Genomic DNA, 12,764 nt, shown 5'->3' with positions numbered 1-12,764 from the left:
GGGCCTCGTCCGAGGCGGAACCGGCACCGCACCGGTGGCGGCCCCGACCAGCCGGTACGACATTGCCCGCATCCGTGAGAGCCGCTATCGTTCCCTGGCCAGACGCCCCCGGAGTTCGAGGATCGCGGTGACTTCCCCGGAGTTGACGAACCAGGTTGCCCGGCACGATCCCCGCACCGAGGAGAAGACGGCCGGGCGCGTCCCGAGCCGGTTCCGGGGCGACGTCGCCGGCCTCCGCGCCGTGGCCGTCGCGGTGGTGCTGCTCTACCACGCCGGGCTGTCGTTCCTGCCCGGCGGTTTCGTCGGCGTCGACGTCTTCTTCGTGATCTCCGGCTTCCTGATCACCGGGCAGATCGTCGCCGAGATCGAGCGCACCGGCCGGCTCTCCCTCGTCGGGTTCTACGCGCGCCGGGCCAAGCGGATCCTGCCCGCCGCGACGGTGGTGCTCGCGGCGACCGCGGTGGCGGTCCGGCTCTTCGTGCCCCGCGGCGACTGGCAGGCCATCGGCGGCGACATCGCCGCCGCGGCGGTCTACGTGGTGAACTGGCGGTTCGCCGACCGGGCGGTCGACTACCTCGCCGCCGACAACGCGGTGGTCTCGCCGGTGCAGCACTACTGGTCGCTCGCCGTCGAGGAGCAGTTCTACCTGGTCTGGCCGCTGCTGATCGTGCTGGCGCTGCTCGCCGCGCGGGCGCTGCGGCGGACCAACGTGCGGCCGGTCCTGTGGGTCGGTCTCGCGGTCCTGGCGGTGCCGTCGTTCGTCTGGTCGATCGTCGAGACGGCGAACTCGCCGGCGCGCGCGTTCTTCGTCTCCACGACGCGGTTGTGGGAACTCGCCGTCGGGGCGGGCGTCGCGCTGATCGCGACGCGGGCCGCGCGGATGCCACGGGCGGTGGCGGTCGTCCTCGGGTGGCTCGGGCTGGCCGCGATCGTGGCGGCGGCGGCGTTGGTGAGCGGCAAGACGGCCTGGCCCGGGTACGCTGCCGCGCTGCCCACGCTCGGCGCCGCCGCGGTCGTCGCGGCCGGCCCGGCGGCGGGGTCGCGGGGGCCGGTGGTGCTGCTCGGCACCGGCCCGTTCCGCTGGGTCGGTGACCTGTCGTACTCGCTGTACCTGTGGCACTGGCCGATGCTCATCGTGGCCGCCGCCCGCTTCGGCGAGCTGTCGACGGTCGAGGGACTGGCGGTGGCGCTCGCCTCGGTGGTTCCCGCCTGGCTCACGTTCCGGCTGGTGGAGAACCCGCTGCGGTACTCCCGGAAGATCGCCACGTCGCCGCGGCTCGCGTTGAGTCTCGGCGGCAACTTCACCATGGCCGGGATCTGCGCCGGCCTGGCGCTGGTCCTGCTCGGCGCCTGGGCCGCCGCCGCGGTCCCCACCAAGAGCCGGTACGCGCCGGGCGCGGCGCTGCTGTCCACCACGCCCGGCACCGCCCCGATCGGCCCGGTGCCGGAGCGGTTCGACGTGATCACGCCGGATCCGCTCCAGATCCGGCAGGGGTTCCTGGACGTGCCCGTCACGAAACGGGACAACTGCTTCCAGCAGGTCGAGGGCGCCGAGGTGTTGTGGTGCACGTACGGCAACCCTCAGGGCGCCACCACCGTCGCCCTGGTGGGCGACTCGAAGATGGACCAGTGGCTGCCGGCGTTCCAGGTGCTCGCCGAGCAGAACGACTGGAAGCTGGTGATCGCCGCCAAGGCCGGGTGCGCGTTCACCAGCGCCAAGGTGCTCAAGGGTGACAAGTCCGGCAAGCCCTACACCGACTGCATCGAGTGGAACCGGGCGCTGCTGAGCCGGCTGCTGCGGGAACGCCCCGACTACGTGGTCACCTCGCAGTCGGCGCCGACCGCCCTGAACGCCACCGGCAAGGGGGTCTCGGTCGACGCGATGGTCGCGGGCGTGCGGGCCTCCTGGAAGAAGCTCGACTCGGTGGGCGCGCAGGTCGTCGTGATGGCGAACAACCCGCTGCCGCCGGGCGCGCCGGTGGCGTGCGCCGACGAGAACCGCAAGCGGCTCTCCACCTGCGCGTTCGACCGCGTGCTCCACGACCAGGACCAGGCGTACCGGATGCAGCGGCGGGCGGTGACCGGGGTGCCCGAGGTCAGGATGATCGACCTGTTCGACGCCATCTGCCCGACCGAGCGGTGCCCGGTGGTGTTCGGCAACGTGCTGATCTACCGAGGCGGATCGCACATCGGCGCCGCCTACGTGAAGACCACCGCCCCGCACCTCGCCCGCGCCCTGTCCGACGTGGGCGTGCCGGCGGTGTACGCGCCGCAGAAGTGACCGCTCAGACGTAGAGCTTCTTGGCGTAGTCGGGGCCGTAGTGCCGTTCCAGGTCGGCCAGGCTCTCCGCCGGGGCCTCGACCTCCTTGACCAGTCGGGGCCGCGACGGTAGCGCGTCCGGCTGCCAGGTCTCCGGCTGCCACAGCTCGGAGCGGAGGAACGCCTTCGCGCAGTGGTAGAAGATCTGCTCGATCGCCACCTCGACGGCGAGCAGCGGCCGGTGGCCCTTGACCTCCAGGTCGGCGAACCACGGCGCGTCCCGGACCAGTCGGGCCCGCCCGTTGATCCGCAGTGTGTCGGTGCGCCCCGGGATCAGGAAGATCAGCCCGACGTGCGGGTTGGCCAGGATGTTGTGGTAGCCGTCGGCGCGCCGGTTGCCGGGCCGCTCCGGAATGGCGATGGTGGTGTCGTCCCGCACCAGCGTGAAGCCGGGTGGGTCGCCCTTGGGCGAGACGTCGCAACTGCCGTCCGCGCCGGCGGTGGCGATCAGGCAGAACGGCGAGGCGGCCAGCCACTCCCGGTCACGTTGGTGCAGCGTACGGCGCTCCTTGGCGACCGCCCGCGGCATCGGCGCCCCGATCAGCTCGCGCAGCTCCGCCTCGTCGGTGATCTCCCGCGTCGTCACGTCTTCCTCCCCCGTCCGTTGACCTTGACGACGGTTCCGGCCCGCGACGGGTCGGAATCCGTCATCGTCAGTCTAGGGGCGCGTCGGACGCCGGGTTCGCCCCCGGAAGCGACGGGCAGGGACCGGAACACACCGCGTGTCCGGAACGCGACGGATGGAGGCCGCGATGGAGAGCCGACTGAAAGTGCTCGGCCATCCCGTGCACCCGATGCTGGTGATGTTCCCGGTGGCGCTCCTGGTCACCGCTGTGATCTTCGACGTGGTCGACACCGTGGGCGGGCCGGACCTCCTCGGCGAGGTCGCGTACTGGAACATCACCGTCGGCCTGATCGGTGGCCTGCTCGCCGCCGGGGCCGGCGCGTTCGACCTGCTCGCCCTGCCGACCGGCACCCGCGCCAAGCGGGTCGGGCTGCTCCACGCCGCGGCCAACATCGCGGTGATCCTGCTCTTCGCCGCCGTCTGGGTGGTCCGGCTCAACGCCGGGTCGCGGAACGCCGGCGGTGCGCTGATCGCGATCGAGGTGGTGGCCGTGGCGATCCTCGGGATCAGCGCCTGGCTGGGTGGCGAGCTGGTGGACCGGCTCGGCGTCGGTGTCGACCCGGACCACGACCTCAACGCGTCCAGCTCGCTGCGGCCCACCTCGGCGAACCACCGGATCGGAGACGTGCGATGACCGAGCCGGACGGCGGCCGGGGCTGGCGGGGTCGCCAGCAGGGCTGGGACCCGATGGGCGAGTTGCAGGCGCTGCGCGCCGAGCTGAGCCGCCTGGTCGGCGGCCGTTCCGGCACCCCGGACGTGGACGTCACCGAGGTGGCGGACGGCTGGGAGGTGACGGTCCGGCTGCCCGGCGTGGCACCCGAGGAGGTGGCCGTCGAGCTGGACGAGCGGGAACTGTGCGTACGGGCCCGGTCGGAGGCCGAGGTCAACGCCGACCAGGGCATCCCGGGCGGGTTCACCACCCGGGGCTTCGAGTACCGCGTCGACCTGCCGTCGCGCGTCGACCCCGAGCGGATCGACGCGGTGATGGACCACGGCCTGCTCCGGGTGCGGCTGCCCCGGGCGGCCCGGCCCGCGCCGCGCACCATCACCGTCGGCCGAACCGGCCCGCGCGACACCGTCGGCCGTACGCCGGCCCCGGTCGACCCGGCCGCGGACCGGGAACTGCACCACCCGGACACCACGCTCGACGAGACCGACCGGCCGTAGGGGCGGCGTGACCAGCCTTCCCCTTGGTCCGGTGGGCGCGCGGGTGCCGGACGTCGAGCGGATCGCCGTGCTCCGGGCCAACGCGCTCGGCGACTTCATCTTCGTGCTCCCCGCGCTGGCGGCGCTGCGGGCCGCGTACCCGTCGGCGGAGATCGTGCTGCTCGGCGCGCCGTGGCACGCGAAGCTGTGGCGCGACCGGCCCGGCCCGGTGGACCGGGTGCTGGTGGTGCCGCCCGGGCCGGGCATCCGCGACGCCGGCCCGGACGAGCCGCCGACCGCCGCGGCGGACTTCCTGGCCGCGGCGCGCGCCGAACGGTTCGACCTGGCGTTGCAGGTGCACGGCGGCGGCGCCAACTCCAACCCGTTCGTCACCGCGCTCGGCGCCGGGGTCACCGCCGGGCTGCGCGCCGACGACGCGCCGCCGCTGGACCGCTGGCTGCGGTACGTCTACTACCAGCACGAGGTGATCCGCTACCTGGAGGTGGCCGCGCTGGTCGGGGCGCCGGCCACCACGATCACCCCGGCGCTGGCGGTGACCGACGCGGACCGGGCCGAGGTGGCGGCGGTGCTCGGCGCGCCCGGCCGACCCCGGGTGGCGCTGCACCCGGGCGCCACCGACACCCGACGGCGCTGGCCGGCGGAGAGCTTCGCCGAGGTCGCCCGCGTGCTGGTCGGGGGCGGGTACGAGGTGCTGGTCACCGGCACGCCCGCCGAGCGGGAGACGGTCGACGCGGTGGTCGCGGCGGCCGGCGTGCCGGTGCGCCCGCAGGTCGGCACGCTGAGCCTCGGCGCGCTCGCCGCCGCGTACGCGGACTGCGCGCTGGTGGTCTCCAACGACACCGGGCCGCTGCACCTGGCCGCCGCGGTGGGCGCGCCCACGGTGGGCATCTTCTGGGTCGGCAACCTGATCAACGGCGCGTCCCCGCTGCGCGGCCGGCACCGCCCGATCGCCGCCTGGACGACCCGCTGCCCGGTCTGCGGCGTCGACTGCACGCCCGGGATCTACCCGTACCGCCCCGGGGACGGCGACTGCCCGCACCGGGTGTCGTTCGTGGCCGACGTGCCGGTCGTCGAGGTGGTGGAGGCGGCCCGCGAGCTGCTCACACCTCCGCGCCCGACTCGTTGAGCACGACCTCCCACGCCTCCACGTCCCGCTCCGTGACCGTGGTCGGGGACTCCAGGTGGTAGGCCCCGCTGGGCAGCACGCCGGCGCCGCCGTGACGCTCCAGCACCGCGAGCTGCGCGGCCACGTCCTCGCCCTGGTGCCGCTCGGGCAACCGCTCCCAGAAGTCGAAGCCGCCGGCGTCGACCAGCTTCGCCCGGTCGTAGAGCACGCAGCCGCCGATCCAGGAGACCTTGTACGCCCGCCACGCGCCCACCGGCAGGTCGAGCTTCTCGGTGACGTGCAGCAGGTTCGCCGCCGGATGGATCGACGCCCGGTGCCACTCCGGCGTGCCCGGCCGGATCCGCTCCGGCTCCGGCCGGCCCGGCCACTCCTCGTAGTGCCGGTGCGTGTCCGGGCGGACGTCCTCGGTGTAGGAGAGCCCGTGCACCGCGTTGCCGACGAACCCGCAGCCCAGCTCGTGCAGCGCGGTGACCAGCCGGGACAGCGTGCCCGGCTCCAGCCAGACGTCGTCGTCGAGGCAGAGCACGGCGTCGGCCGCCGACCGGGACAACAGGTAGGAGCGGTGCTCGGCCAGCCCGCGCCGAGGCAGCCGCCGGGTCAGCAGCACCGGGTGTCCCCGGTGGCGCAACGCCCGGACCATGGTGGCCGCCGCCGGGTGCGTGTACGCGGGGTCGCCGTCGGACTGGTCGCTGACCACCACCCCGAAGCCGGGCACGCCCTCCTGGGCGGCCAGCCCGGACAGCGTGACCGCCAGCTCGGCCGGCCGGTTGCGGGTGGGGATCAGCACGTCGAGCCGTCGGGGATGACGGAACTGCTCCGGGGTGCCCGGGTCGAGCGGTCGGGTCACGCCGGCCTGCTCTCGCCGACCGACTGGGCTCGGATGCGGTCGATGATGGCCGAGGTGGAGCGGTCCGGCACGTAGCCGAGCGTGCGGACCTGGCCGCCGAGCCGGCGGACCAGCGGCGCCTCCGGCACCATCTCCGGCGGGTAGTCGCCGCCCTTGACGTAGACGTCCGGGCGGACCGCCTCGATCAGCCGGGCCGGTGAGTCCTCCTCGAAGACCACCACGTGGTCCACGCAGGCCAGCGCCGCCAGCAGCGCGATGCGGTCCTCGACCGGGTTGACCGGCCGGTCCGGGCCCTTGAGCCGGCGTACGCTGCCGTCCGAGTTGACCGCCACGATCAGCAGGTCGCCGAGCGCGCGGGCCTGGGTCAGGTAGCGGACGTGCCCCGGGTGCAGCACGTCGAAGCAGCCGTTGGTGAACACCACCGACCGCCCGGACCGCCGGTGCTCGTCGACGAGCGCGGCCAGCTCGTCGGCGCCGACCAGGGCCGGGTGCCCGGCCTCCTCGCCGCCGGTGCCCAGCGCGGTGAGCAGGTCCTCCCGGCGGCACACGCAGGTGCCGGTGTCGGCGACCGTGATGGTGGCGGCGAGCTGGGCGAGCTGCGCGGCGGTCGGCAGGCCCGCCTCGGCGGCCAGCGCCAGCGTCATGGCCGCCAGATACGCGTCCCCGGCGCCGACCGCGTGGCTGGCCGGGACCGGCGTGCTGTGACTGCGCCGGGGCGAGCCGTCGGCGCCGCCGACCACCGCGCCGTCGGTGTCCAGGGTCACCGCGACCACGTCCGCGCCGGTGTGCGCGCGCAGCTCGGACAGGCGCGACTCGGCCAGCTCGGCCCGGTCCACGCCCTCGCCGACGGCCGCGTTCACGGTCACCCCGGTGCCGGTGACGCTGAGTCCGTTGCCGGTCAGCGCCACCCGCTCCTCGCCCGGAGTCGGCTCGCCGGTCGGCCCGGACGAGCCCACGGTGGATCCGTGCACCGGCGCGCCGGAGGCGGGGTGCGGGCTGCCCGGCGTACGGTCGCCGGACGTGGCGTGCGAGGCCCGTTCACCGGCCTCGCCGGAGGCCGCGGCCACCGCCCGTTCGCCGGCTCCGCCGGGTGCGGCGCCGACCACCAGCTCGGACGGGCCGTCGGCCACCGCCGGATGATCCAGGTGCAGGTCACCGGTGCGGACGACGCCGCGCTCGGCGTGGGCGAACCCGGCGGCGGCGCGGGCCAGCAGCCGGGTCGCCTCGGCGAAGCTCGGCGTCACCACCGTCGGGTTGAGCCCGCGCCAGTCGGCCAGGTCGTGCGCGTCGAGCGCCACCGTGCCGTAGAGGTCGCGGTTGGCGACCAGCCAGGCGCGTACCGCCGACGGCAGCGCGCCCAGGCCGTAGTCGCAGACCACAAGCGTGAGCGGCTGCCCGGCGGCCACCGCGCGCAGCTCCTCGGTGGCGCAGTGCAGCGCGGTCAGCAGGCGGGCCACCCCGTCGTCGTCGAGCGTGTCCTCCGGGCCGCCGGAGTCCTCCCGGAGCAGGATCTGGTTGCCGGCGAGCATCCGGCGCTTGACCGGGGTGGGGCGGCCGGGCTGGCTGACCGTCCGGTCCCAGACCGTCGCCCGGTCCAGGCAGTCGTGCAGCTCGTCGCCGGCCACGTCGGCGCCGACCGGGGCGACGAGCGCGGCCCGGCCGCCGAGCGCGGCGACGTTGACCGCGGTGTTCGCGGCGCCGCCGGCGGCGGAGATCCGGCGGCGCAGCGTGAGGACCGGCGCGGGCGCCTCCCGGCAGAGCCGCTCCGACTCGGCGAACCGCCACTCGTCGAGCATGGCGTCGCCGACGACCAGCACGGGACGCCCCTGCCAGCTCGCCACCACGGTGGCCAGCCGGCGATCTTCCGCTGCTGCTCCTGCCATGCCCTGCCGGGTCCCCCGGCGTCGGCCGGCCAAACCAGCCCGGCCGCGGCCCGGCTGCGACGCGGGCCACCCGGTGCGTCCGGTTTCCGGGCATCGGCCGGGGGAATCGTCCAGACACACCCCGGAGAGGAGAAGCAGCATGGCAGCGACACTTCAGGGCAAGCGGATCGCGTTCCTGGCCGCCGACGGCGTCGAGGAGGTCGAGTACACCAAGCCGCGCGAGGCGGTGGAGAACGCCGGCGCCCGGGTGGAGCTGGTCTCCATCGAGTCCGGCTCGATCCAGGCGTTCAACCACCTGGACCACGGCAAGCAGTACCAGGTCGACGTCACCACCAAGGAGGCGGACGCCGGCGCGTACGACAGGTTGGTGCTGCCCGGCGGCGTGGCGAACCCGGACTTCCTGCGGGCCGACCCGGACGCGGTCCGGTTCGTGAAGTCGTTCTTCGACGCCGGCAAGCCGGTCGGGGTGATCTGCCACGGCCCGTGGACGCTTGTCGAGGCGGACGTGGTGCGCGGTCGCCGGATCACCTCCTGGCCGAGCCTGCGCACCGACCTCACGAACGCTGGCGCCAACTGGGTCGACGAGGCGGTCGTCACCGACAACGGGCTGGTCAGCAGCCGTAAGCCGGACGACCTGCCGGCGTTCTGTGCCAAGATCGTCGAGGAGTTCGCCGAGGGCCGGCACACCGCCGGCTAGAAAACTCATCCGCCCACCGGGGGCATGATCCGCCCCCGGTGGGATAGGAAGCGGGATGACCGCCCAGGCCGCTGCACCCGCGTTGCCCGCCCGCCAGATCCGGCTGCTGATGTTCGGTCTGATGACCGGCATGCTGCTGGCCGCGCTCGACCAGACCATCGTCGGCACCGCGCTGCCCACCATCGTCGGCGAGTTGGGCGGCATCGACCACTACTCGTGGGTGGTCACCGCGTACCTGCTGGCGTCGACCGCCTCGACGCCGCTCTACGGCAAGATGGCCGACCTGTACGGACGACGGCCGGTCTTCCTCTTCTCCATCGGCACGTTCCTGGTCGGCTCGCTGCTGGCCGGGCTGTCGCGGGACATGACCCAGTTGATCGTCACCCGGGGTGTGCAGGGGCTCGGCGCGGGCGGCCTGATGACGCTGGCGTTCGTCATCATCTCGGACGTGGTGCCGCCCCGGGAGCGGGGCCGCTACCAGGGCCTGTTCGGCGCCGTGTTCGGCGTGTCGTCGGTGGCCGGCCCGCTGGTCGGCGGCTACTTCGCGGAGACCAACTGGCGGTGGATCTTCTACCTGAACGTGCCGCTGGCGATTCTCGCCATCGTGGTCTGCTGGCACGTGATGCGGCTGGTGCCGTTCCAGCGCCGCGAGCACACCGTCGACTGGCTCGGCGCGGCGCTGCTGGTCGCCGGCGTGAGCTGCCTGCTGCTGGCGCTGAGCTGGGGCGGCACCTCGTACGCCTGGGGCTCCGCCGTGATCGTCGGGCTGTTCGTGGCCGGTGCGGTGCTGGGCGTGGCGTTCCTGCTCCAGGAGGCCCGGACCCGGGAGCCGATCCTGCCGCTGCGGCTGTTCCGCAGCCGCACGTTCGCGCTGGCCAACACCGCCGGCTTCGTGCTCGGCCTGGTGATGTTCGGGTCGATCATCTTCATTCCGCTCTACCTCCAGATCGTCAAGGGCGCCTCGCCGACCCGTAGCGGTCTGCTGATGCTGCCGATGATGGCCGGCATCATCGTCACGTCGATCCTGACCGGGCGGGCGATGAGCCGGATCGGCCGGTACAAGTGGTTCCCGGTGACGGGCGCCGCCGTGCTGGTGGTCGGCATGCTGCTGTTCCGCCAGCTCCAGGTGGGCACGTCGCTGTGGGCCGCGTTCGGCTACATGGTGGTGATCGGCGTCGGGCTGGGTCTGTGCATGCAGTCGCTGATCCTGGCCGTGCAGAACGCGGTGGACGTCCGCGACCTGGGCGCGGGCACCTCCTCGGCCACGTTCTTCCGCTCGCTGGGCGGGTCGTTCGGGGTGGCCATCCTGGGCGCGGTGCTGTCCATGCGGCTCACCGGCGCGTTGGCCGACCGGCTGCCGGGCGCGCTCGCCCAGCTCCCGCCGCAGCAGCGGGCGGCGGTGGCGGCCGGCGGCACGGAGAACATCTCGATCAACGATCCGGCCACCATCCTGGCGTTGCCCGGCCCGGTACGTGCCGCGATCCAGTCCTCGTTCGTCGACGCGCTGCACCTGGTCTTCCTGACCACCGGGCTGATCGCGGTGCTGGCGGTGCTGGTCACCCTGGCCATGCCGAACCACCAGCTCCGCGGCGCCGGCCCGCAGGGCGCCACCGGCGGCGCGGACCCGCTGGGCGGGAAGGCCGCCGCGCCGGGTGGCAAGTCGCTGCCGAAGGAGTCGAAGGACGAGGCCGCCGCCGAGATGGAGGCGAAGTCGCAGACGATGCTGTGAGCCGCCCTATTTCAGGATCAGGCGGTTGGTCTGCTCGAAGACGTCCAGGTCGGCCAGCGTCTCGGCGACGCTCGACGAGAGCGGGGTGGGGAACTCCGTCCGGTGGAAGAAGCCGGCGTCGGTGGTCTCGTCGGTGAACCGGGACAGCTCGCCGTCCCACTCGTCGACCCGGAACGCGGCGGTGAAGACCTGGTAGGTGTGCCCGTACATGTTGGTGTGGGTGCGGTCCGGGCCGGTGTAGAGCGCGAACGCGCTGACCCGCAGCGCGCGGAGGCCGGTCTCCTCGCGGACCTCGCGGACCGCGCAGTCGGCGATCGACTCGCCCAGCTCCATCGCGCCGGCCGGCAGTGCCCACTGGCCGTTGTCGGAGCGCCGGATCAACAGCACCCGGGCGGCGTTGTCGCGCACCACGGCGCGGGCGCCGACGAACATCAGCGTGCGGTCACCGGCCAGCGCGCGGAGCTGCCCGACGTACGAGTCGGCCCAGGAGATGCTCACCCGGACAATCTACGCAGCATTGCCGGCCGGCTCGGCCGTTCCGGGGGTTCCGCTGGTGTGAACGGCGACACTACGTTGTTACCCATGCGTAGCACGATGATGGACGCCCCGCTCCAGGTAGCCCGCATCCTCGAACACGGCGCCACCGTGCACGGCACGGCCGAGGTGGTCACCTGGACCGGCGCCGAACCCCGCCGGATGACGTACGCGGAGGTGGGGCGCGCCGCCGCCCGGCTGGCGCACGCGCTGCGCGACGAGTGCGGCGTGACCGGTGACGAGCGGGTCGCCACCTTCATGTGGAACAACAACGAGCACCTGGTGGCGTACTTCGCGGTGCCGAGCATGGGCGCGGTGCTGCACACGCTCAACCTGCGGCTCTTCCCGGACCAGGTCGCCTACATCGCCAACCACGCGCAGGACCGGGTGGTGCTCGTCGACAGCACGCTCATCCCGCTGCTGGCCCGCGTGATCGGTGAGCTGGCCACCGTGCGGCACGTGGTGGTGGTCGGCGGCGGCGACCCGGCCCCGCTGGTGGCCGCCGCCGGCGACCGGATCACCGTGCACCACTGGGACGCGCTGCTGGCCGACCGGCCGGACACGTTCGACTGGCCGGAGGTGGACGAGCGGGACGCGGCGGCGCTCTGCTACACGTCCGGGACCACCGGCCACCCCAAGGGCGTGGCCTACTCGCACCGTTCGATCTACCTGCACTCGCTCCAGGTCTGCATGCCGGAGGGCTTCGGTCTCGGGCCGGGCGACCGGGAGCTGGCCATCGTGCCGATGTTCCACGCCATGTCGTGGGGACTGCCGTACGCGGCGTTCCTCTCCGGCGCCTCGCTGATCATGCCGGACCGCTTCCTCCAGGCCGAGCCGATCGCCGCGATGATCGCCGCCGAGCGGCCCACGCTGGCCGGCGCGGTGCCGACCATCTGGACCGACCTGCTGGCCTACCTGGACACCCACGACGTGGACACGTCCTCGCTGACCGAGGTGATCGTCGGCGGCTCGGCGTGCCCGCCGGCGCTGATGCACGCGTTCCGCGACCGGCACGGCATCGAGGTCATCCACGCCTGGGGGATGACCGAGATGTCGCCGCTGGGTTCGGTGTCCCGCGCCCCGGCCGGTGCGACCGGCGACGACGCCTGGCGCTACCGCTACACCCAGGGCCGCGTCCCGGCCGGGGTGGCCGCGCGGATCGTCGGGCCGCTGGGTGAGCCGCTGCCCGCGGACGGGACGTCCGTGGGCGAGCTGGAGGTGCGTGGGCCGTGGGTGACCGCCCGGTACGTCGGCGACGACGAGCCGGACGCCGAGAAGTTCCGGGACGGCTGGCTGCGGACCGGGGACGTCGGCACGCTCTCGCCGGACGGGTTCATCACGCTCACCGACCGGGCCAAGGACGTGATCAAGTCCGGCGGGGAGTGGATCTCCTCGGTGGAGCTGGAGAACGCGTTGATGGCGCATCCGGCGGTGCTGGAGGCGTGCGTGGTGGGTGTGCCGGACGAGCGCTGGGACGAGCGCCCGCTGGCCACCGTGGTGGTCCGCGAGGGCGCCTCGGTCACCGCGGAGGAGCTGCGGGACTTCCTGGCCGGCTCGGTGGCCCGCTGGCAGTTGCCCGAGCGCTGGGCGTTCATCGACGCGGTGCCGAAGACCAGCGTCGGCAAGTTCGACAAGAAGGTGGTGCGCTCGCGATACGCCGACGGCGGGCTTGAGGTGCGGGAACTGTCCGCGCCGTAACGCTTTCCGGCGTACCGTCGCCTACACAGGTAGGAACACGTTTCCCACGGACATTCCTCCCAGAGGGCGGCCCCGGCGTTCGCACCGCGCCGGGGCCGCCCGTCCGTTACGGGGTGACCCGCACCGCCATTGTTGCGA

General features: G+C 73.6%; 11 protein-coding genes. 7 read left to right on the top strand and 4 right to left on the bottom strand.

Translation table 11 applies throughout. The features are described from left to right. The first annotated feature begins 127 nt into the window (after nucleotides 1-127). Nucleotides 128-2,281: an acyltransferase family protein gene (locus tag TPA0908_RS29350; RefSeq protein WP_281943486.1), complete on the top strand. Its 2,154-nt coding sequence runs from the start codon at nucleotides 128-130 to the stop codon at nucleotides 2,279-2,281. A 4-nt stretch (nucleotides 2,282-2,285) separates the two neighbouring features. Here TPA0908_RS29350 and TPA0908_RS29345 read toward each other — a convergent pair whose 3' ends face one another. After that, nucleotides 2,286-2,906: a pyridoxamine 5'-phosphate oxidase family protein gene (locus tag TPA0908_RS29345; RefSeq protein ID WP_281943484.1), complete on the bottom strand. Its 621-nt coding sequence runs from the start codon at nucleotides 2,904-2,906 to the stop codon at nucleotides 2,286-2,288. Between the two features lie 166 nt (nucleotides 2,907-3,072). Between TPA0908_RS29345 and TPA0908_RS29340 the strand changes: the two genes are divergently transcribed. From TPA0908_RS29340 to TPA0908_RS29330, 3 genes are read left to right on the top strand one after another with little or no spacing between them, the layout of a single operon-like run. Next, the gene (locus TPA0908_RS29340; RefSeq protein ID WP_281943482.1) at nucleotides 3,073-3,579 is read left to right on the top strand and encodes a DUF2231 domain-containing protein; all 507 of its coding nucleotides are present in this window, start codon (nucleotides 3,073-3,075) and stop codon (nucleotides 3,577-3,579) included. Then, nucleotides 3,576-4,112, top strand: coding sequence for an Hsp20/alpha crystallin family protein (locus TPA0908_RS29335; protein WP_281943480.1), 537 nt, complete (start codon nucleotides 3,576-3,578; stop codon nucleotides 4,110-4,112). The genes TPA0908_RS29340 and TPA0908_RS29335 overlap by 4 nt, the downstream gene beginning before the upstream one ends. 7 nt (nucleotides 4,113-4,119) lie before the next feature. Next, nucleotides 4,120-5,238 carry a glycosyltransferase family 9 protein gene (locus tag TPA0908_RS29330; RefSeq protein ID WP_281943478.1) on the top strand — a complete coding sequence of 373 codons (1,119 nt, stop codon included), beginning with the start codon at nucleotides 4,120-4,122 and terminating at the stop codon, nucleotides 5,236-5,238. On the opposite strand, the gene TPA0908_RS29325 is transcribed toward TPA0908_RS29330, so the two are convergent. Next, nucleotides 5,213-6,085: a glycosyltransferase family 2 protein gene (locus tag TPA0908_RS29325; RefSeq protein ID WP_281943476.1), complete on the bottom strand. Its 873-nt coding sequence runs from the start codon at nucleotides 6,083-6,085 to the stop codon at nucleotides 5,213-5,215. The two genes, TPA0908_RS29330 and TPA0908_RS29325, sit on opposite strands and share 26 nt — an antisense overlap. Further along, nucleotides 6,082-7,968, bottom strand: coding sequence for a D-glycero-beta-D-manno-heptose 1-phosphate adenylyltransferase (gene rfaE2, locus TPA0908_RS29320; RefSeq protein ID WP_281943474.1), 1,887 nt, complete (start codon nucleotides 7,966-7,968; stop codon nucleotides 6,082-6,084). The genes TPA0908_RS29325 and rfaE2 overlap by 4 nt, the downstream gene beginning before the upstream one ends. 139 nt (nucleotides 7,969-8,107) lie before the next feature. On the opposite strand from rfaE2, the gene TPA0908_RS29315 reads away from it, so the two are divergent. Together TPA0908_RS29315 and TPA0908_RS29310 are read left to right on the top strand one after the other, a co-directional pair. Then, the gene (locus TPA0908_RS29315; protein ID WP_281943472.1) at nucleotides 8,108-8,665 is read left to right on the top strand and encodes a type 1 glutamine amidotransferase domain-containing protein; all 558 of its coding nucleotides are present in this window, start codon (nucleotides 8,108-8,110) and stop codon (nucleotides 8,663-8,665) included. Between the two features lie 55 nt (nucleotides 8,666-8,720). Further along, complete coding sequence (locus TPA0908_RS29310; protein WP_281943470.1) at nucleotides 8,721-10,394, top strand: MDR family MFS transporter; 1,674 nt, start codon at nucleotides 8,721-8,723, stop codon at nucleotides 10,392-10,394. Between the two features lie 6 nt (nucleotides 10,395-10,400). On the opposite strand, the gene TPA0908_RS29305 is transcribed toward TPA0908_RS29310, so the two are convergent. After that, nucleotides 10,401-10,892, bottom strand: coding sequence for an NUDIX domain-containing protein (locus TPA0908_RS29305; RefSeq protein ID WP_281943468.1), 492 nt, complete (start codon nucleotides 10,890-10,892; stop codon nucleotides 10,401-10,403). A gap of 84 nt (nucleotides 10,893-10,976) precedes the next feature. On the opposite strand from TPA0908_RS29305, the gene TPA0908_RS29300 reads away from it, so the two are divergent. Beyond that, nucleotides 10,977-12,626 (top strand): fatty acid--CoA ligase, encoded by a 1,650-nt coding sequence (locus TPA0908_RS29300; protein WP_281943466.1) that lies wholly within the window; start codon nucleotides 10,977-10,979, stop codon nucleotides 12,624-12,626. The last annotated feature ends 138 nt before the right edge of the window (nucleotides 12,627-12,764 follow it).

It is taken from the genome of Micromonospora sp. AKA38 (assembly GCF_027925725.1).
GTDB lineage: Bacteria > Actinomycetota > Actinomycetes > Mycobacteriales > Micromonosporaceae > Micromonospora.
The sequence above is the reverse complement of the archived record's forward strand: the minus strand, read 5'-3'. Positions and strand labels throughout refer to the sequence as shown.

Excerpts from the sequence above, each read along its gene's own strand:
- TPA0908_RS29335 (WP_281943480.1), top strand. The coding sequence starts at position 3,576 with ATGACCGAGCCGGACGGCGGCCGGGGCTGGCGGGGTCGCCAGCAGGGC.
- TPA0908_RS29310 (WP_281943470.1), top strand. The coding sequence starts at position 8,721 with ATGACCGCCCAGGCCGCTGCACCCGCGTTGCCCGCCCGCCAGATCCGG.
- TPA0908_RS29340 (WP_281943482.1), top strand. The coding sequence starts at position 3,073 with ATGGAGAGCCGACTGAAAGTGCTCGGCCATCCCGTGCACCCGATGCTG.
- TPA0908_RS29315 (WP_281943472.1), top strand. The coding sequence starts at position 8,108 with ATGGCAGCGACACTTCAGGGCAAGCGGATCGCGTTCCTGGCCGCCGAC.
- rfaE2 (WP_281943474.1), bottom strand. The coding sequence starts at position 7,968 with ATGGCAGGAGCAGCAGCGGAAGATCGCCGGCTGGCCACCGTGGTGGCG.
- TPA0908_RS29300 (WP_281943466.1), top strand. The coding sequence starts at position 10,977 with ATGCGTAGCACGATGATGGACGCCCCGCTCCAGGTAGCCCGCATCCTC.